The organism is Mordavella massiliensis (genome assembly GCF_016902415.1).
In the GTDB taxonomy this organism is placed as follows: domain Bacteria; phylum Bacillota; class Clostridia; order Lachnospirales; family Lachnospiraceae; genus Merdimonas; species Merdimonas faecigallinarum.
Map to the genome: position 1 here is coordinate 1 of NZ_JACJLV010000027.1, position 20119 is coordinate 20119.

General features: G+C 47.8%; 21 protein-coding genes and 1 other RNA gene. 3 read left to right on the forward strand and 19 right to left on the reverse strand.

The genetic code is table 11. The annotated features are described in order from the left end of the window. Nucleotides 1-570 precede the first annotated feature (570 nt). The 13 genes from H6A13_RS08760 to H6A13_RS08815 form a co-directional block, all read right to left on the reverse strand. Entirely contained in the window at nt 571-1218 is a 648-nt protein-coding gene (locus H6A13_RS08760; protein ID WP_204909229.1) for a YbjQ family protein, read from the reverse strand. 36 nt (nt 1219-1254) lie between these two features. After that, nucleotides 1255-1422: a hypothetical protein gene (locus H6A13_RS08765; RefSeq protein ID WP_204909230.1), complete on the reverse strand. Its 168-nt coding sequence runs from the start codon at nt 1420-1422 to the stop codon at nt 1255-1257. A gap of 28 nt (nt 1423-1450) precedes the next feature. Further along, complete coding sequence (locus H6A13_RS08770) at nt 1451-1882, reverse strand: hypothetical protein (RefSeq protein WP_204909231.1); 432 nt, start codon at nt 1880-1882, stop codon at nt 1451-1453. 61 nt (nt 1883-1943) lie between these two features. Next, complete coding sequence (locus tag H6A13_RS13435) at nt 1944-2072, reverse strand: hypothetical protein (protein WP_275952154.1); 129 nt, start codon at nt 2070-2072, stop codon at nt 1944-1946. Between the two features lie 845 nt (nt 2073-2917). Next, on the reverse strand, nt 2918-3928 hold the full coding sequence (locus H6A13_RS08775; RefSeq protein ID WP_070089311.1) for a GGGtGRT protein: 1011 nt from the start codon (nt 3926-3928) through the stop codon (nt 2918-2920). A gap of 83 nt (nt 3929-4011) precedes the next feature. Continuing rightward, nucleotides 4012-4704 carry an iron-sulfur cluster assembly scaffold protein gene (locus H6A13_RS08780; RefSeq protein WP_070089312.1) on the reverse strand — a complete coding sequence of 231 codons (693 nt, stop codon included), beginning with the start codon at nt 4702-4704 and terminating at the stop codon, nt 4012-4014. Nucleotides 4705-4824: 120 nt separating this feature from the next. Next, nucleotides 4825-6270 (reverse strand): GNAT family N-acetyltransferase, encoded by a 1446-nt coding sequence (locus H6A13_RS08785; RefSeq protein ID WP_204909232.1) that lies wholly within the window; start codon nt 6268-6270, stop codon nt 4825-4827. 23 nt (nt 6271-6293) lie between these two features. Continuing rightward, nucleotides 6294-7526 (reverse strand): competence/damage-inducible protein A, encoded by a 1233-nt coding sequence (locus tag H6A13_RS08790; RefSeq protein WP_204909233.1) that lies wholly within the window; start codon nt 7524-7526, stop codon nt 6294-6296. 1 nt (nt 7527) lies between these two features. Further along, entirely contained in the window at nt 7528-8070 is a 543-nt protein-coding gene (gene pgsA / locus H6A13_RS08795; RefSeq protein WP_204909234.1) for a CDP-diacylglycerol--glycerol-3-phosphate 3-phosphatidyltransferase, read from the reverse strand. Continuing rightward, complete coding sequence (gene rimO, locus H6A13_RS08800; RefSeq protein ID WP_204909235.1) at nt 8067-9392, reverse strand: 30S ribosomal protein S12 methylthiotransferase RimO; 1326 nt, start codon at nt 9390-9392, stop codon at nt 8067-8069. Before rimO ends, pgsA begins: the two co-directional genes overlap by 4 nt. A 90-nt stretch (nt 9393-9482) precedes the next feature. After that, nucleotides 9483-9728 (reverse strand): DNA-directed RNA polymerase subunit omega, encoded by a 246-nt coding sequence (gene rpoZ, locus H6A13_RS08805; protein ID WP_204909236.1) that lies wholly within the window; start codon nt 9726-9728, stop codon nt 9483-9485. 5 nt (nt 9729-9733) lie between these two features. After that, nucleotides 9734-10357: a guanylate kinase gene (gene gmk / locus H6A13_RS08810; protein ID WP_204909237.1), complete on the reverse strand. Its 624-nt coding sequence runs from the start codon at nt 10355-10357 to the stop codon at nt 9734-9736. A 16-nt stretch (nt 10358-10373) separates the two neighbouring features. Beyond that, entirely contained in the window at nt 10374-11255 is an 882-nt protein-coding gene (locus tag H6A13_RS08815) for a YicC/YloC family endoribonuclease (protein ID WP_204909238.1), read from the reverse strand. Between the two features lie 158 nt (nt 11256-11413). Between H6A13_RS08815 and H6A13_RS08820 the strand changes: the two genes are divergently transcribed. Continuing rightward, nucleotides 11414-13153, forward strand: a complete 1740-nt coding sequence (locus H6A13_RS08820; protein WP_204909239.1) for an Rqc2 family fibronectin-binding protein — start codon at nt 11414-11416, stop codon at nt 13151-13153. A 15-nt stretch (nt 13154-13168) separates the two neighbouring features. On the opposite strand, the gene H6A13_RS08825 is transcribed toward H6A13_RS08820, so the two are convergent. Together H6A13_RS08825 and pheA are read right to left on the reverse strand one after the other, a co-directional pair. Next, complete coding sequence (locus H6A13_RS08825) at nt 13169-14458, reverse strand: ATP-binding protein (protein WP_204909240.1); 1290 nt, start codon at nt 14456-14458, stop codon at nt 13169-13171. A 13-nt stretch (nt 14459-14471) separates the two neighbouring features. Continuing rightward, complete coding sequence (gene pheA, locus H6A13_RS08830; protein ID WP_204909241.1) at nt 14472-15602, reverse strand: prephenate dehydratase; 1131 nt, start codon at nt 15600-15602, stop codon at nt 14472-14474. Nucleotides 15603-15760: 158 nt separating this feature from the next. Between pheA and pyrB the strand changes: the two genes are divergently transcribed. Then, entirely contained in the window at nt 15761-16681 is a 921-nt protein-coding gene (pyrB, locus tag H6A13_RS08835) for an aspartate carbamoyltransferase (protein ID WP_204909242.1), read from the forward strand. Between the two features lie 11 nt (nt 16682-16692). Further along, a complete protein-coding gene (locus H6A13_RS08840; protein WP_204909243.1) occupies nt 16693-17160 on the forward strand; it encodes an aspartate carbamoyltransferase regulatory subunit in 468 nt (155 codons plus the stop codon). Nucleotides 17161-17225: 65 nt separating this feature from the next. On the opposite strand, the gene rnpB is transcribed toward H6A13_RS08840, so the two are convergent. The 4 genes from rnpB to spoIVA all read right to left on the reverse strand — a co-directional run bounded on the left by rnpB (nt 17226) and on the right by spoIVA (nt 20110). Next, an RNA gene (gene rnpB / locus H6A13_RS08845) (RNase P RNA component class A) lies at nt 17226-17575 on the reverse strand. A gap of 20 nt (nt 17576-17595) precedes the next feature. Next, complete coding sequence (gene rnhA / locus H6A13_RS08850) at nt 17596-18081, reverse strand: ribonuclease HI (protein WP_204909244.1); 486 nt, start codon at nt 18079-18081, stop codon at nt 17596-17598. A 1-nt stretch (nt 18082) separates the two neighbouring features. Next, nucleotides 18083-18553, reverse strand: a complete 471-nt coding sequence (locus H6A13_RS08855; RefSeq protein ID WP_204909245.1) for a MogA/MoaB family molybdenum cofactor biosynthesis protein — start codon at nt 18551-18553, stop codon at nt 18083-18085. Nucleotides 18554-18637: 84 nt separating this feature from the next. Then, complete coding sequence (gene spoIVA / locus H6A13_RS08860) at nt 18638-20110, reverse strand: stage IV sporulation protein A (protein WP_204909246.1); 1473 nt, start codon at nt 20108-20110, stop codon at nt 18638-18640. Between the last annotated feature and the right edge of the window lie 9 nt (nt 20111-20119).

Genomic DNA, 20119 nt, shown 5'->3' on the forward strand with positions numbered 1-20119 from the left:
CTCCAATATAATCGATTAGAAATATATGTAATACGATTTTTGTACAGTCTGGAATAAAATACTTTTCTTTCTTCTACTAAAGTCATCAAACTGTCCCAATCTCCTCCTAATTGAGAAAAAGATGGTAATCTTCCATCATCATTGCATAGGAACATTGACTTTTCGTCCAAATATTTTTTTTAAATTATGCTTTTATTTGTCGTATTCATTTTTGTAACAATCCTATCGCAAATATTAATATCCTCTTCTCCGAACTATTATAATTTATAGTTATACTCACATGTCAACGCCCAATTATGCTTAGTTTATCATGGATTTTTAAACTCGACAACTTTTTTATACGCAACCAGAAGTAATCCTGTCATAAATGAATCCTCTTCTTCTAATCCTGTTCAATATTTCATTGAAGACGAATTTATTTAATCACATCACAACAGGCGCAGCAAAAACCACTGCGCCTGCAATACTTTAATTATCCTTTTTTGCCATCCCTACGGAAGAGCCCCCTTTAAATTTGAGGTTTGCACTTCCCCTCTTGACTGCCCATCTTAAACTTGCAATGGAATTATTTTACTCGTTTTTCTCAATTACAACCGCTGTTCCATTAGCGGATACACCAATCATATTATTTCCAAATGTAATATAATCAAAGTCAACACCAATGACAGCATTTGCGTCTTGACAAACTGCCCTTGCCCTTAATTGATCAATCGCATTATCTTTTACTGCTCTCATTTTCTGGGAAAATGAATTTGAATTCATACCAACCAGGTCACTACTAGATGCTAGAAACTCACTAAACAATCCAGTTCCAATAACAGTTTCTCCACTGATTATTCCTTTATAAGAAGTGATATGATATCCGTCAAAATTATATCCGGTTGTTAGTTTAATAAATCGTTTGTTTTGCTGAATAATTATTTTATATTCTTCTTCTTTTTGTTTTTGTTGCTCTTCTTTAATAAAATGAAACCAGTTTTTATTAAGATAGTTAATCAAAAATTCTTTTTTATTTTCGTTATCTGCATATGAGTCAACAATAACATCCAGCATCTTTGTTTCTGATTGTCCACTTTCAGACATAGCTTTTATAAGTGGTGCTATTACTGTTGTAAACAAATGATTGCATTCTTTACATATACCTGAATCTCCATCAAACTTTCTATATGTGTTTTCAAATGTTCCAAGTTTTTTACCACAAAAAGAACAGTTAGCCATTACTTATCTCACTCCTTTTACCACTCATATCCACAACTATTGCAAATTATCTTCGTACTTTGGCAGGCGTTGCTTCTTTCTCGTCTTGATGTACTTCTGGATTTCTGAAATAATTTCACTGTCAGTTTTCACAAATCCAATATAAAAGAAATAATTCTCACTAAAGTATTTTTCATATTCTTCTAACGCTTTCTGTAATTCCATAGAGATCACCCATCCTCAAATTGACATATCAAAAATCAATTCCTCTGGATTTTAACCACATCTGAATACCTAAAAAAACCGCCTGTATTCCTGCATCAAGTCCCTTATCCTTAAAAGTGCTATCAGTTTCACCTTGTTCTTGTAAAATCATCATAATCTCTTTCTGAACAGCAAGCCCGTCTTCACCAGAAACAAACATATTCTTCAAAAGCTGATTTTGATATTCCAACATTTTAATATAATTATTCTGGTTATGAATAACAGTTTTAAGGTCTTGCTTCATTTCTGCTGTATTCTCTGCCGTTTCAATAGTGGCTTGCAAACTCTGTGCTTCTCTTTCTCGCTGTTCAGCATACATTTGATTGATTTCTGCCAACCGCTCTTCTTGTTCCCTCTGAACTTGATTAAGCAAATTACTAGTATAATTAAAATCCATTTTAGGTAAATTATCAAAATCCATAATACTTCCTATCTCGTTTAATATCGTTTACACTATCTTTTCAGTCAGTTTGTGGACGATTTTAGCTCGCTTTCATATATTCTTCAAATTCTTTTTTCAATTCTTCCGGCGCATCTTCTTTCAAATGCCAGTTATCCGGTTCTGGTACAAAATATGGACTATTCCAAAATGACGACAAAGACTGTGACATATTACTTCACCCACCTTTTCAGTTTTTCCTTGAACACACTGAACAATCATGTTATATTATAAGTGAAAAAGGAACAACCGCCCACAAGGGGTTGACCGATTATAGGAATAGCAAGCCACCCTGAACCGTCCAAAGTACAAGGGTGGTTTTGCTATGTATGACTACTTACAAAACGAAAATATAAATGTAAGCAATGCCAGAAGGAAAAGACCAAAAGTCATTAAATCCTTAAAATCAAAATGATTTTTCATAGGCATCACCCCCATTCTATCAGAATGAGGTCACGCCACCCTGTAACACGGTTGTTCCTATTGGTATTCTATCACGTTCTTATCCCTCTGACAATTCATATAATCACTATATAGCCATGAAAAATGCAAAGACGTAAAATCTATACCTTTGTTTTTTAATCCCAAATACCGCCATCTGGTAAAAGTTCCAGAACTTTGTAAAAATTCGGTATCTTTTCTATTGGCGTTCCCTTTTTCAGTTCGTTCAAAAATTGTATCTTTTCGTCAATTAATTCATCACTATCAAAGGCAGTTGATATGAATGAATATATTCTGAAACTGATTGTTGGTCATGCTGTTGAAGATATCACAGAAAAGACTTACTCTCACAGGACTATTGAAGACCTGCACCGGGGAGTTCAAAAAATCAAATAATTAAAGGCTATACCAGAAATCCTATTGACTCTGGTATAGCCTTTCTTCATGCTCAAATTTGTGTATTACCGCCGTTTCCCTTTGTGTATTACCTGTGTACTATATGTGTATTACGGACAACTTCTCACACAGTTTTACAACGCTTACAACTCTGAACAATGCTTGATTTTACACTATTTCTTAGAACTTTCCTGCTTTCTTTGCTTCCTCGATGCTTACCGCAACAGCTACCGTCATACCAACCATCGGGTTGTTTCCAGCGCCGATCAGGCCCATCATCTCTACGTGAGCCGGTACAGAAGAAGAACCTGCAAACTGTGCGTCAGAATGCATACGTCCCATGGTGTCAGTCATACCGTAGGAAGCCGGTCCTGCAGCCATGTTATCCGGGTGAAGGGTACGTCCGGTACCGCCGCCGGAAGCTACGGAGAAGTATTTCTTTCCTGCTTCTACGCATTCTTTCTTATAGGTTCCTGCAACCGGATGCTGGAAACGGGTCGGGTTGGTAGAGTTTCCGGTGATGGAAACGTCAACGCCCTCTTTCCACATGATAGCAACGCCTTCGCGTACATCATTGGCTCCGTAGCAGTTTACTTTGGAGCGGAGTCCGTCAGAATAAGAGATTCTCTGTACTTCTTTGAGTTCTCCTGTAAAATAGTCGTACTCTGTCTGAACATAAGTGAATCCGTTAATTCTGGAAATGATCTTGGCAGCGTCTTTTCCCAGTCCGTTCAGAATAACGCGCAGAGGTTTCTTTCTTACTTTGTTTGCCTTTTCTGCGATACCGATAGCGCCTTCTGCAGCTGCAAAGGACTCATGTCCTGCCAGGAAGCAGAAGCAGTCTGTGGTCTCTTCCAGAAGCATCTTTCCAAGATTGCCGTGTCCCAGACCTACCTTACGCTGATCAGCAACAGATCCCGGGATACAGAAAGCCTGCAGTCCTTCGCCGATGGCAGCGGCTGCGTCTGCAGCAGTCTCGCATCCTTTCTTGATAGCGATGGCCGCTCCGGTAATATATGCCCAGCATGCATTTTCAAAACAGATCGGCTGAATGCCTTTGATCTGGTTGTATACGTCCAGTCCGGCGTCCTTTGTGATCTTCTCTGCCTCTTCCAGAGAAGCGATGCCGTAACTATTTAACACTTCATTGATTTTATCAATTCTTCTTTCATATGATTCAAATAAAGCCATTTATGTATCCTCCTGAATTCTAACATTCTTTTTATCGCGGATACGCACAGATGTTGTCATCCGGGCTGATCCGCCTGTCCAGACTACTCTTTACGCGGATCAATAATCTTCACAGCATCGTCTACACGGCCGTACTGTCCTTTTGCCTTTTCCCATGCGTCGTTCGGTGTATCGCCCGCTTTGATAAAGTCTGTGAATTTTCCAAGGTTTACGAACTGATATCCGATGATCTCATCGTGATCGTCCAGAGCGATACCTGTTACGTAACCTTCTGCCATCTCAAGATAACGAGGACCTTTGGCTAATGTACCGTACATTGTGCCGACCTGGGAACGGAGTCCTTTTCCCAGATCCTCAAGCCCTGCTCCTACTGCAAGACCGTTCTCTGAAAATGCGCTCTGTGTTCTTCCGTATACGATCTGAAGGAAGAGTTCTCTCATAGCTGTGTTGATCGCGTCACAGACAAGGTCTGTATTGAGCGCCTCCAGAATGGTTTTTCCCGGGAGAATCTCAGATGCCATAGCTGCGGAATGTGTCATTCCTGAACATCCAAGTGTCTCAACCAGTGCTTCCTGGATGATGCCGTCTTTTACATTCAGTGTCAGCTTACATGCTCCCTGCTGCGGTGCGCACCAGCCTACACCGTGTGTAAATCCGGAAATGTCCTTGATCTCTTTTGCCTGTACCCATTTTGCTTCTTCCGGGATCGGAGCCGGCCCGTGATTTGCACCCTGCGCTACCGGACACATCATTTCTACTTCATGTGAATAAATCATTTTAAAACTCCTTTCAACTTGCACATTTTTCTCTCGTAGGGCTTGTTATATCTTTAACACCATACTTACATTTATTTTCTCATATTCTATTTCTTTCGTCAATTGTCAGTTTGCTGTTTTTCAGTCCTGGATCGCCTGCCAGAATGTACTGTCTGTATGGTACGCGTCCAGTTCTTCTGTTTCAAAAGGCGCTGTCACCCAGATATAGCCCAGATCATGGGAGTCACCTTCCGGATAGTTCAGATCAAAACCGATCTCTATGCCGTCGGCATAGACGAAGAAATTAGGCGTATAAACGCCGGAATCATCGCTTCCTTCCAGCGCTTTTCGCATGCCGTCAGCGTCCAGTTCCGATAAGAAGTCATCGTTTTCCGCTTCCGAGCGCATACGATCCAGCCATTCGTCCAGAAAATCACCGGACAGATCCACGATGTCTTTCACCTGATAGACCGTACCGTCCTGAAGATTGATATTGATCGTCCGAAGACTCATATCCAGGTATTCTTCACTGCCTTTGTAACTGCTGTCGTCAAAGACGATACTGATCAGATCATTGTCTGCATAGCAGACTTTATACTCCACATAGCTGATCAGGGCCGGCGTCTGTGCCTCCAGCACCCGGTTCTGGATCTCCGGGGATGGATTGTCGTAAATCTCATCTACGGTTTGCTTTGCGCAGTCCTGGATCGCTTCATTGACAGTGTCCTGTGTCTTCGGATCCTTCAGTCCTGTCACTACCGGATAATTCACGTAAAAATCAATCAGCACAGAGGTATTTTCCTGATCGCTGAACGCATAACTGTCTTCTTCCAGTTCGTAGGACAGATCGTCTGCGATATCAGCCTCGATCCCCTCTATGCCGGACAGTTCACCGGAGTCGTCCGGCTCTTCATAGTCGTAGCCGTTCCCATCATCCCAGAACGGATTGCTGTCGTCATAGGGAACTTCATAACTTCCCCGGTCGTCCTCTCTTTCCTGGACAAAATTCACCAGATTGCGGATCATGACAAATCCCGCGGCGCACAGGGCGATCAGAAGAACCGCTCCTGCCACGGCTGCAATGATGATCGGCGCTTTTTTGCGCTTCACCGGCTGAACCAGACCGGCGATAACAAAAAGTTCCATGGGCACAAAAACCATGCCGTTTTCTGTCACTTCTCCGCCTTCCGGCTGCATGCCCAGGTGCCGGTACTTCTCTACTGCAGACGGGATCGCCTGTACAGTGATCCTTCTGACCATCAGCTTTCTGGCACAATAATTATAGGCAGCCTGGAAAAGCATCCGTCCGATGCCTTTTCCCTGCCACTCCTTTTTTACAAAGAACAGAGCGATCTGCCCGGTAGAAAGAAGGGCAAGCACGCCTGTCATCTCCTGTTCTTCAAAGGCTCCGAAAAAGGTGATCCCTCCTCCCCGGACCATGGGAAGGATCTGTTCATATTTGATAAAATTCTGGAATTCTCCCACGCCTTCCGGTGTATATTGAGGCGCCGTGTCCGCTGCAAACACCTCCCACACCAGGTGCAGGGCCGGAAGAATTTCCTGTTCGTTCAGTATTCTGATATCCATAGCTTCCTCCTGTCGGGATCATTTTAGATCAAGGCTTCCCGCAGCATGGTCAATGCCTTTGCCACTGCCTGTTCTCTGTTTTTCGCGCGGTTTCCGCTGAAATGAAATGCCCTGGCAAAAACGGATCCCCGGTTATAACACCCGATATAAACAAGGCCCACTGGTTTTTCTTCTGTTCCGCCGTCCGGGCCTGCGACTCCGGTTACGGATACTGCCAGATCGGCTCCCGCAGCCTTTGCCGCTCCTTCTGCCATCTGACAGGCGGTTTCTTCGCTGACTGCCCCGCAGGTCATCAGCGTATCGTGGGAAACGCCCAGAAGCTTTTCCTTGGCTTCATTGGAATAAGTGATATATCCTTCCCTGTAAACTTCCGACGCGCCGGGTACATTCAACAGCCGTCCCGCCGTCAGGCCTCCGCTGCAGGATTCCGCCGTCGTCACGGTCAGATGCTGCTCCTTCAGAAGCGACACCACCGTTTCTTCCAGCGTTACCTCTTCCTCTGTCGTAAAGATCTGTTTGCCGAATCTTCGGTACAGTTCCTCGATCACCGGCTTCATCAGTGCTTCTGCTTTTTCTTCTCCCGCCGCTTTTGCAGTGATCCGAAGATGTACTTCCCCGGTTTTGGCATAAGGCGCGATCGTAGGATTCGTCTGCTTCTCCAGAAGGTCCGTGATCAGAGACTCCACTTTGCTCTCTCCGGATCCGCAGATCTTGACCATTTTGGAATAGATCCCTTCTGGCTCCAGCTGGTTCAGATAAGGACGGATATCCTTTTCAAACATCGGGATCAGTTCGTTGGGAGGACCAGGGAGCAGAACAGCCCTTTTCCCGTCTTTGCAAAGGATCAGACCGGGCGCCGTTCCGTTATCGTTATCTACAACAATGGCTCCTTTGGGAACCATGGCCTGTTTCCAGTTATTTTCTGTGATCTGTCTTCCGGACTTCTGAAAATACGCTTCAATACGGGATCTGGAATGTGGGTCTTCCACCAGTTCCATGCCGAACACTTTTGCCGTCACTTCTTTTGTCAGGTCGTCTCTGGTTGGCCCAAGGCCGCCGCTGAGTATCACGATATCCGAACGGGATACCGCCTGACGGATCACCTCTTCCATCCGTTCTTCGTTGTCGCCCACCACGCTCTGGTGGTAGCAGGACAGCCCCAGCATGGCGCATTGCTCCGCCAGGTAAGCGGCGTTGGTATTCACGATGTTTCCAAGCAGGATCTCTGTCCCTACGCAGACAAATTCTACGGTCATTCTACATGCCTCCCTTTGTCAGTACCTGCACGTTCTTTGCGATGTAATCGATCAGGGATACCACGGTCAGGATCAGGGACGCCCAGATCAGCACGGTACCGATCACGTCAAAGATACCTCCAAGGTCCATGATCAGTACAATGATCATGAACATCTGGGATACAGTCTTGAATTTTCCCCAGTAGCTGGCCGCGATCACAATGCCGTTGTCAGAGGCCACCAGACGGAATCCGCTGATGATGAACTCTCTGGCAATGATAATGATTACAAACCAGGCCGCAAGCTGCCCGGAAGGGATCATACAGATCATGGCAGAGCACACCAGAAGCTTGTCCGCCAGAGGATCCATGAATTTTCCGAAATTGGTCACCAGATTTCTGGCACGGGCGATCTTGCCGTCCAGCATATCTGTCAGGCTGGCTACGCAGAACAGGACAAGCGCAATCCACTTATTGGCGTCTCCTCCCACGTCCGTCAGCATAAAAAATACGAAAAACGGAACCATAATGATTCTAAGTACGGTTAATTTATTTGGCAGATTCATGATAACAACTCTCCTATCAGATCATATTCTAATGCTCCGGTTACTTTCACTTTTGCAAAGTCTCCGGACATCAGTTCTTCTTCTGTATTGATAAAGATCAGGCCGTCTACACCCGGGGCGTCCTTATAAGTCCTTCCCACATAGGCGTTTTCGTCTGCGACCTTGCCTTCGATCATCACCAGGACTTCCTTCCCGATCATGTTCTCGGCCGCGTCAAACGCAATATCCTGCTGGAGCTCCATCAGCTCCGCCTGGCGTTCATCCTTGATCTCCTCGGGAATCTGATCCGGCATTTCCGCAGCCGGAGTATCTTCTTCCGGAGAATAGGTGAAAACGCCCAGCCGGTCAAATTCCATCTCGTCTACAAACTCCATCAACTCTTCATGCTGTTCTTTCGTCTCTCCCGGGAATCCGGTGATCAGAGTTGTCCGCAGACAGATGTCCGGGATCTCCTCCCGCAGTTTTCCGATCACAGCCTTCAACTGCTCTTTGGAAGTCCGTCTTCCCATCCTTCTTAAGACTTCATCGCTGGCATGCTGGATCGGCAGATCCAGGTAATGACAGATCTTCTTTTCTTCTTTGATCACCTGGATCAGCGGGTCATCAATCTCTTCCGGATAACAGTACAGAATGCGGATCCACCGGATCCCGTCAATCCTGCAAAGCTCTTTCAGAAGCCGGTAGAGAGACTTTTCCCCATAGAGATCCTTTCCGTACAGCGTCGTCTCCTGGGCGACCAGGATCAGTTCTCTGACTCCCTGTTCTGCCAGGTCTTTTGCCTCGGCGATCAGCCTTTCCATTGGAACGCTGCGGTAATCTCCCCGGAGTTTGGGGATGATACAGTAGGTGCAGTGCTTGCCGCACCCTTCCGCGATCTTCAGATAGGCGTAATGCCCGCCTGTGGTTACGATCCTGTGCGGGTCTGTCAAGGGAAGTGCGTTCAGGTCTTCGGTGGTAACCTTCCCTTTCCCTTCCAGAGCCTCTTCGATCGCCCGGGCAATCTCCGTATATGCCGTTGTGCCAAGGACTGCGTCCACCTCCGGGATCTCATCAAGAATCTCCTGCTGGTAACGCTGTGCCAGGCATCCGGTCACGATCAGAGCCTTCAGCCGGCCCTCTTCCTTATACTGCGCCATCTCCAGAATGGTCTGGATACTTTCTTCTTTTGCGTCATGGATAAAACAACAGGTATTGATGACGATCACATCCGCTTCCTGCTCATCATCCACCATCTGATATCCTTCTTTTGCAAGAAGCCCCAGCATCACTTCAGAATCTACCAGATTTTTGTCGCAGCCAAGAGAAATAAACAATAGATTCATCTTTTCCTCCTTACAGCCGTTTCTAAGAAGGGCAGATACCCTGCGGCATCTGCCCTGTATCCACGTACTTCCGGCCGTGTTCGTTTCTTTTTATTCTTCTTCCTCTTCCTCGCCGATGATGGTGATCTTGGACTGGTTCAGTTCATCGATGGCGATAGAAAGCGGTTTTTCCGCGTCCTTTACAGGAACCAGCGGCATGGAACCGTCAATGATCTGTCTGGCTCTTTTTGCAGTAGCCATTACGATAGAATAGCGGCTGTTCACGACCTTGGTCTCGCCCTCTTCCACGTCTTTATTTACTACTTTCATCAGGTCTGTATAAGATGGATGCAACATATCTCTTATTCTCCTTTCAAATCTTCCTTCATATGCTCCATAAATGCGTTGTTTCTGTAACTTCTTCTGTGTTCGCCCTGAATGATCTGATGCATTTCTTCCACGCATTCATTCAGGTCGTCGTTGATGATCAGATAATCATAGCGGTCCATATATTCCGCCTCTTCTCTGGCGCGCTTCATCCGGCTTGCGATCACTTCCGGCGTCTCCGTCCCGCGGCCTTCCAGCCTGCGCTTCAGTTCTGCGGCAGAAGGTGGTGTAACGAACAAAAGCAGGGTCTCCGGAAACTTTTCCTTGACCTTGAGCGCCCCCTGGATCTCGATCTCCAGGATCACATCCCGGCCCCGCTCCAGCTGCTCCTCCACATAGGTACGCGGCGTCCCGTAATAATTATCCACGTACTTAGCATACTCTATCAAATCTTCTTTCGCAATCATTTTTTCAAATTCTTCGACTGTACGGAAGAAATATTCCCGGCCTTCCACCTCCCCGGGTCTGGGATCTCTTGTGGTGGCAGAAACAGAGAGAGCATACGTTTCTTCATATTTGTCAAGCAGCGCTCTCATGATGGTTCCCTTGCCGGCTCCGGAAAATCCGGATACTACGATCAGGATTCCTTTGTTTTCCAACTCTTTTTCTCCTCCTCTATTCGATGTTCTGGATCTGTTCTCTGACTTTTTCAATCTCCGTCTTCAGGTCGATCCCTATATTAGAAGTCTCCAGGTCATTTGCCTTTGACAGGATCGTATTCGCCTCCCGGTTCATCTCCTGCGCGATAAAATCCAGTTTCCTGCCGATCCCGCTTTCATCGGACTGGAGGGTTTCCTTCATGTGCAGGATGTGGCTGCGCAGGCGGACCACTTCCTCATCTGTACAGATCTTATCCGCGAACATCACAACTTCCGCAGCGATCCTGCCTTCCTCGATCTGTGTATCCGCAAGCAGTTCTTTTACCTTGGTCTCCAGCTTCTGCCGGTACTCGGAAAGGATCTGCGGGGAACGCTCTTCAATCTGATCTGCCAGCTTCACCATTCCGTCCAGCTTCTCGATCAGATCCTTCTTCAGGTTTTCTCCTTCTGTACCCCTGGTTTCCACAAACTGGCTGATCGCTCCGTCAAGAGCCTGCTTCAGTTCGTTCCACAATTCTTCTTCATCCACAGCCTGTTCTTCCATCGTAAGAACTTCCGGACATCTGGACAGGGTCGATACACGGATATCATTTTCCAGTCCGAAGCTTTCCTCCATCTCATGAAAATATCTCAGATATTCGCCGGCCAGCGTCTCATTATACTTCAGCGCCACCTGGCTTTCCGACAAATCTTCGTAGGAAATAAAGATGTCGACTTTTCCTCTCTGTACACTCTGCTTTAACAGATTGCGGATCGCTGTCTCAAAGAAATTCAGCTTTTTCGGCATCCGGATATTCACATCCAGATAGCGGTGGTTGACGCCTTTCATCTCTACTACAAACCGCCGCTCTCCTTTGGCATATTCACAGCGTCCGAATCCTGTCATACTTTTGATCATAATCGGTTCCTCTTCTTTATCTTTTTAAATGTATGTAAAATGCATTTTATGCCATCGTTAATTATAAGGCATTTGGAATATCGCGTCAACTATGATATACTGGGAAAGGTCACATTTTTATGTGCGATACAGACTTATCTTCAGGAAGGATTTTCACTATGGCATTTGATGGAATTACCGTTGCCGCAGTTGTAAAAGAACTGCAGGAAACGATCACAGACAGCAGGATCGCAAGGATCTCCCAGCCGGAAACAGATGAGCTTTTGCTGACGCTGAAAACAAAGGAAGGCCAGCGCCGTCTCTATATCTCGGCCAGCGCTTCTCTTCCACTGATCTATCTTACAGACACCAATAAGCCCGGCCCCATGACTGCTCCGAATTTCTGCATGCTTCTTCGCAAACACATCGGGAACGGACGCATTCTTGGCATTACCCAGCCGGGACTGGAACGGATCATCCGTCTGGAGATCGAACACCGGGACGAACTGGGCGACCTGTGCCGGAAATTTCTGATCATTGAGATCATGGGAAAACACAGCAATATTATCTTCTGTGATGAGGAATACCGGATTATTGACAGCATCAAACACGTGCCTGCAGGCATGAGTTCCGTGCGTGAAGTGCTTCCGGGAAGAACCTGGTTCATCCCGGACACCATGCACAAACTGGATCCCCTCACCGTAACCGAAGACCAGTTTTTCCAGGCCTTAAGCGAGAAGCCGGCGCTTCTTGGGAAAGCCATCTACACCAGTTTTACCGGGATCAGTCCTGTGATCGCAGAGGAAATCTGCTGGCAGTCCGGGATCGATTCCGGGATCACGGCCACAGATCTTTCTTCTGATGCAAGAACGCATCTGTACCGGCAGTTCCAGTATTATATGGAAGATGTAAAAAGCGGAACCTTTTCGCCTGCCATCTATTTTGACGGCAATACACCAAAGGAATTTTCCGCGGTTCCTCTGCGTCATTTTTCAAACCTGCGGGAACAGACCTTCTCTTCTGTCTCTGAAGTCCTTTCTGCCTATTATGCCGTCCGCAACACCCTGATCCGGATCCGGCAAAAGGGCGCGGACCTGCGCCATATCGTGCAGACCGCACTGGAGCGGAACCGGAAAAAATACGACCTGCAGAGCAGGCAGTTAAAAGACACTGAGAACCGGGATCTTTACAAGGTTTACGGGGAACTGATCCAGGCATACGGCTATCAGCTGCCTGCAGGCGCAAAGGAGCTGACCGCGGAAAATTATTATACAGGAAAGGAAATCACCATTCCTCTGGATCCGGTGAAAACACCCCAGGAAAATGCGCAGAAATATTTTGCCAGGTATAACAAGCAGAAAAGAACCTTTGAAGCCCTGACCGAACTGATCCGGGAGACTTCCGACGAGATCCGTTACCTGGAATCTGTGGAAAGCGCCCTGGATATTGCCATGTCCGAAGACGATCTGACCCAGATCAAGGAAGAACTGACCCAGTCCGGCTATGTAAGAAGACGGAACCAGAAGAAAAAAAGCAAGAGCAAAAACCTGCCTCTTCACTACCTTTCTTCTGACGGGTATCACATCTATGTCGGGAAAAACAATCTGCAGAACGAAGAACTGACCTTCCATTTTGCCTCGGGAAATGACTGGTGGTTCCATGCCAAAGGGGTCCCCGGCTCCCATGTGATCTTAAAAAGCGGCGGCGAAGAGATCCCGGACCGGACCTTTGAAGAAGCCGGAAAACTTGCCGCCTACTATTCCAGAAACCGGGGCGCCGAAAAAGTAGAGATCGACTATATGGAAAAGAAACATGTGAAAAAAGTAAACGGCGCAAGGCCGGGGTTCGTGATCTACCACACCAACTATTCTCTTGTCATTGACTCGGATATTTCCAATCTAAAAGCCATACAGGATTAACCTGCATGGCTTTTATTACATCGTCCCGGCCAGGTAGTCGATAAACTGCTGGGCTGTCCTTCCGGACAGTCCGCCGTGGTTCAGTTCCCATCTTCCTGCCTCCAGAAGGAGTTCGTCTTCCGGCATGGTAATGTGATTTCTCTTCGCCAGCTGACGGACGATCTCCTGAAATTCTTTGCGTTCCGGTTTGCCGTAATAGATCGTCACACCAAATCTTGCCACCAGAGACAGCTTCTCCTGCACCGTATCGTTGGTATGTAACTCCTCATCCCGGTCCTGCTTGTCCCGGAAGGTCTCCCGGATCAGATGCCTTCTGTTGGAGGTGGCATAGATCAGGATATTGTCGGGCTTTCGCTCCAGCCCGCCTTCGATCACAGCTTTCAGATATTTGTATTCAATCTCAAATTCTTCAAAGGACAGATCATCCATATAGATAATAAATTTGTAATTCCGGTCCTTGATCTGGGCGATCACATCATTCAGATCCTGAAACTGATGCTTGTATATCTCGATCATCCGCAGTCCCTGGTCATAGTACTGGTTCAGGATCGCTTTGATGGAAGAAGATTTGCCGGTGCCGGCGTCCCCGTACAGCAGACAGTTGTTCGCTTTCTTCCCTTTCACAAAAGCCTCTGTATTTTCCACCAGCTTCTTCTTTGCATTTTCATATCCCACAAGATCCGACAGGTGCACGTGGGCGATTTTCGTGATCGGAACGATTACCGCGCCGTTCTCTGTATGCTCTACCCGGAATGCCTTGTGAAGCCCCAGTTTTCCCACGCCGAATTCCCGGTAGAACTGGGTGGTCTTCTCCTGAAACTCTTCCGCCGTCTCTGCCTCCGCCAGAGCTCTGGCAAGATCGCAGATCCGGTCCCGGATCCGGCTGTTAAATACCTTGCCGTGTCCGCTGATCCCCCGGTAGTCCCGGATCATAGACAGAAGTCCCGTCCCCAGCGTTTCCTCCATATCCCGGAAATCATACTGGAAGAGTTCCTGAAAGATCTGGAAATCATGAAGCGCCGCCTGGTTGATGCTTCCGTCTACGTTCCCCACGATCTCACAGGAGGTACTGTACCCGTTTTCGTGACTGGCCAGCAGATAGGTCAGATAATCCTGCCAGAGGTTTCCCTCAAACCCGTGGCTTACGGAAAGCTCCAGGATCCGGTTCACCGTATCGGAAAGAAGGGAAAGGATATCTTCCCGGTTGTAATAATCATTCCGGTACTCTTCCATCAGAAAGACCATATCTTTCAGGATCTGCCCGTCCTCCATATTTCTGTATAAAATCAGTTCATTTGCTCTCATGCTTCTCACTCCCTTAGTAATTTCCCAGGATCCGCAAACTCCTGCTCTCTTCTCTTAATCCCCGGATCGCATTCTTTACTGCCGCATCGGCCAGATTCCCTTCAAAATCAATGAAGAACCGGTATTCCCAGTTACGTCCTTTGATCGGGCGCGACTCGATCCGCGTCATATTCAGGTCATTATAGATGAAATGTGACAGCAGATGGTAAAGCGATCCGCTGGTATGGGGCAGTTCAAAACAGATACTGATCTTTCCCGCATCCTCCAGAAAGATCTTCTGATTGGTCACCACAATAAACCGGGTGCAGTTATCCGGATCGTCGTTGATCTTCTCCGCAAGCACCTTCAGCCCGTGCGCCTTCGCGGCGTAGGCACTGCAGACTGCAGCCTGGCTTTTATCCTGGTCGTCCAGGATCTTTTGTGCCGCGATGGCGGTGTTGGCTACACTAATCTGCTGCCAGTCGCTGTGGGCATTTAAGAATCCGGACGCCTGCAGCAGGGCCACGCCCTTGGAGTACACCTTCCGGATATCTGAAAGCTCTGCGTCCGCAAGCCCGGCCAGAGTATGCTCGATCGGAATGATCGTCTCTCCAACAATATAATTTTCAAATTCCACCAGCAGGTCGTACATCTCATCTACCGACCCTGCGGTAGAGTTCTCGATCGGAAGCACGGCAAAATCCGCCGCTCCCTCTTCGATCGCCTCCATGGCGTCCCGGAAGGTCTGCACATAGAAGCAGTTGCAGTTTTCCCCGAAGTAGTGAACCGTAGCCGCCTGGCTGTAGGCCCCTTCTGTTCCGGGAAACACGATCCTTGCATTTCCCGCGTGCAGGGACGGCACACTGATAAAGGGAAGCCTTCCAAGCGCCCCTGCCTGCACCAGCTGCTGATACTGAAGTTTCCGGCTCATACTCATCAGCTGTTCGTACAGTTCATGGACTCCTTTTTTATTAAATTCCGTGGATACCTTACTCTCCACATCCTGAAGCTTCTGATTCTCCCGGTTCCGGTCAAATACTTTTTTGCCATTCTGTATCTTATATTCTCCCACCTGACCGCACAGATCCATCCGTTTTTCAAAAAGGCGGACGATCTGATCGTCTACCGCGTCCAGCTGGTCCCGTAATTCTGTTAATGATGCCATATGCTCTACTCCTTTTTTGCATTTCATCTACCAGTATAGTACATCCTGCCGGTATTTGTCCAAAAATTTTTCAGCAGGCGTTGAAAATCTTCCCCATTTATTATATGATGTATGAAGGATTTTGAACCGTTTACCATACACACATTGAGGAGGTTTCTATGAGACATTTGATGAGTCCGCTGGATTTTTCTGTGGAAGAACTGGATCAGCTGATGGATCTTGCTGCAGATATTGAAAAGAATCCGGCAAAATATGCACACGCCTGCGAAGGAAAAAAACTTGCGACCTTATTTTATGAACCAAGTACCCGTACACGTTTAAGTCATGAGGCAGCGATGCTGAACCTCGGTGGCAGCGTACTTGGTTTTTCTACGGCCGATTCCAGCTCCGCCACAAAGGGCGAGAGCGTTTCGGACACCATCCGCATGATTTCCTGCTACGCGGATATCTGTGCAATGCGTCATCCAAAGGAAGGCGCTTCCATGGTGGCATGCCAGCACTCCGATATCCCGGTGATCAATGCCGGCGACGGCGGGCACCAGCATCCCACCCAGACTCTGACTGACCTTTTAACCATCCGTTCTCTGAAGGGACACCTGGATCATATGACCATCGGTCTTTGCGGCGACCTGAAGTTCGGACGTACCGTCCACTCTCTGATCCATGCGCTGGTCCGTTATCCCGGAGTAAAATTCGTACTGATCTCTCCGGAAGAGCTGCGGCTGCCCAGCTATATCCGCTCTGACGTGCTGGACCGCGGAAATGTACCTTATGAAGAAGTTGTCCGTCTGGAGGACGCTCTCCCGGACCTGGATCTTCTCTATATGACCCGCGTACAGAAAGAGCGTTTCTTCAATGAGGAAGATTATGTACGCATGAAGGATTTCTACATCCTGGACGCAAAGAAAATGGAGCTGGCTCCTGATGACATGTACGTGCTGCATCCGCTCCCGAGGGTGAATGAGATCTCTGTGGAAGTGGACAACGACCCGAGGGCTGCTTATTTTAAACAGGCAAAATACGGCGTATACATCCGTATGGCTCTGATACTGACACTGCTGGAAATCAAAGTGGATTAGGAGGATTGGTTATGGTAAAAAATACTCTGTCTGTCGGACGGATCGAAGAAGGATTTGTACTGGATCATATCCAGGCCGGAAGAAGCATGGATATTTATAAATATCTGCACCTGGATAAACTGGACTGCTGTGTAGCGATCATCAAAAACGCGAAAAGCAGCAAGATGGGGAAAAAGGATATCATGAAAATCGAATGTCCCATTGATTTTATGGATCTTGACATCCTTGGATTCATCGACCACAACATTACCGTAAATATCATCAAGGATTCTACTGTAGTTGCAAAGAAGAGTCTGCACCTGCCTTCCCGCATCACCAATGTGATCCGGTGCAAGAATCCCAGATGCATCACTTCCATCGAGCAGCAGCTGGATCATGTCTTCGTGCTGACTGATCCGGAAAAAGAGATCTACCGCTGCAAATACTGCGAAGAGAAATACGACGGTCCCATGCGCCGTAAGAAAAAAAGCGGGAAATAACAGCTACATAAGGGCATACAAAAAAGCGGCAGTCTGCCGCTTTTTTCGTTCTGTATATATCATAAAATGCAAGCAAAACGATAAGCCGGGTTATGTCGTTGAGTGATCATCTATCCAGGCCCATCGTCGCCGATGGGCTCGAGCAACCAACCTAAGACGTGACGGGCCACCACATTGTCTTTTTCCGGTCTTGCTTCGGATGGGGTTTACATGTGCCCTCTCTGTTACCAGAGAGGCGGTAGTCTCTTACACTGCCCTTCCACCCTTACCTTCCAGAAGAAGGCGGTTCATTTCTGTTGCACTTTCCTTGGAGTCGCCTCCACCGGACGTTATCCGGCATCCTGCCCTGTGAAGCCCGGACTTTCCTCATCTGCGGCCTTTCGGCGCATGCAGATGCGATCACCTGTCTTACTTGCATTTATGAACTTTGAATCTCTACATTTCGGTCGGATTTCCCTCGTCTTCCGCCAGTTCCTCTCCGTCTGCCGCCTGGGTGGCAAGGGTATCGCAGCGTTCATTCTGGGGATGGCCGTCGTGGCCTTTGACCCAGATAAACTCTACCTGGTGGGGAGCTTTTGCTTCCAGAAGCCGTTTCCACAGATCCGGATTTTTCACCGGTTCGTTTTTTCCCCGCTTCCATCCTTTTTTTATCCAGCCGTCGATCCAGTGCTGGTTAAAAGCATCCACCACATATTTGGAGTCCGAATAGACCTGCACCTGGCAGGGCCGGTTCAGCGCCTCCAGTCCGGCTATCACGGCCATCAGCTCCATCCGGTTGTTCGTGGTCCTGCGGTAGCCTTTTGACAGTTCCCTGGTATGAAGATTTCCTTTGGTATCTATATATTCCAGCACCGTGCCGTAGCCGCCCGGTCCGTCCGGGTTGCCTCTCGCTGCGCCGTCGGTATAGATCTTTACCAGCATCCTAGATGTCTCCTTTGATCACTTTGACCGCATGTACCAGTTCCGGCATCAGGTAATGAAGCGCTTCTCTGGCAGCCTGCGCCTTGCCGGGCAGGTCTACGATCAATACGTCTCCGCGGATCCCCGCAACGCTTCTGTTCAGCATGGAACGCTTGGTCAGCTCCATCGTGTGAGCCCGCATCGCCTCGCTGATCCCCGGAACTTCCCGGTCGATCACATCTCTTGTAGCTTCCGGCGTACAGTCAGAAGGTCCGCAGCCGGATCCTCCGGTAACCAGGATCAGATCTGTCAGATGATTATCTGCCATTCTCTGCATTACCGTAGACAGAACCTTGCGGTCCTTGGGGAGCGCGCGCAAAAACACGATCTCCAGTCCTGCTTCTGTCACCAGGTCACGGATCATCTCTCCGCTTGTATTCTCTTCTCTCTCTTTATATATATCAGTATTTGCTGTAATAATTGCTACTTTCATAATTCGTTTGTACCTCCATCTCCTTCTCTGATTGGTATATTGCACTGTTTCCATATTAACTCTTTTACCGGAAGATTGCAAGAGTCAGATGATAATGCACACCAGCCCTCCATTGCTGTCATTCACAATTTTCTGCATGGTATCCTGAAGCTTTTCCTGGCTGGCTTCATTGATGGCGGACATCTTATGATTCATTCCGTCCATTACCAGATCTTCCACGGATTTTCCAAAGATACGGGTTCCCCAGATCCCCTCTCCTTTGTCTGTTTCCTCTTTCAGATACTGGATCAGATCCTGGGCCTGCTGCTCATCTCCAACGATCGGAGCGATCTCGGTCTCGATGTTGGCGCGGATCAGATGGATGGAAGGCGCTTTTGCATGGATCTTTACTCCGTATTTGTTTCCCTGCCGGATGATCTGCGGCTCGTCAAGATGGATCTCTTCTTTTCCCGGGCTTACCACCCCGTATCCCTTCATTTTCACCATGGTAAATGCGTCTTTGATCTCTTCGTATTCCTCTTTTGCCAGCGACAGCTGCTTCATCGCACGGATCAGGCTGTACTGACCGGAGATGGGCACTCCCGTCATCTCGCTTAACATTTCATAATAATAGTTCTCAGCCACCTGCATATGGACAGACACGCATCCGGTACTCATATCGATACGGCCAAAATTCACGCCGGAAAGATACGTGTGTTCTCCTGTCAGAAGATCCGGGGACACATCTTTGATCACGTTCAGCTGATCCAGGATCTCTCTTGCACATCCAAGGATCTCCTGGCGGATCTTGTGATCTATAGGAAGCATTTCCACCCATCTGGGAACGAAAAACTGCACCTCTGTGACCGGGAATTCATACAGGACCGCCTCCAGGATCTGCCGGATATCTTCCTCCTTTAACTGTTCACAGTTCACCGGAAGCGCCTTTACCTGGTATTCTTCCCGGATCTCTTCCACTGTTTTCTTTGCCTCTTCTGCATAAGGCTTTCTGGAATTGACCAGCACCACAAAGGGTTTCCCGATCGTCTGCAGTTCCTGGATCGTCTTTTTTTCCGCCGGACGGTAACTGTCTCTTGGAAGATCTGTGATCGTACCGTCCGTTGTGACCACGATCCCGATGGTCGCATGGTCGTGGATCACTTTTCTGGTTCCGATCCCTGCCGCTTTCGTAAACGGGATCTCATGATCAAACCAGGGCGTTTTGACCTGCCGCTCCTCCCCGCCTTCGATATGGCCGGAAGCGCCGTCCACCATGTACCCCACACAGTCTATGAGACGGACCTTCACCTTTGCATCCCCGGGCAGGCAGATTTCCGCCGCGTCTTTGGGTACAAATTTCGGTTCTGTGGTCATGATCGTTTTCCCGGACGCCGACTGGGGCAATTCATCTCTTGCCCGCGTCTTTCCGTGCTCGTCTTCTATCTGCGGAAGCACCATTACATCCATAAACCGTTTGATAAAGGTAGACTTCCCGGTCCGCACCGGTCCCACAACCCCCAGATAGATCTCTCCGCCCGTCCTGGCATGGATATCTTTATATAACTGATCCGTATTCATACAAATAAC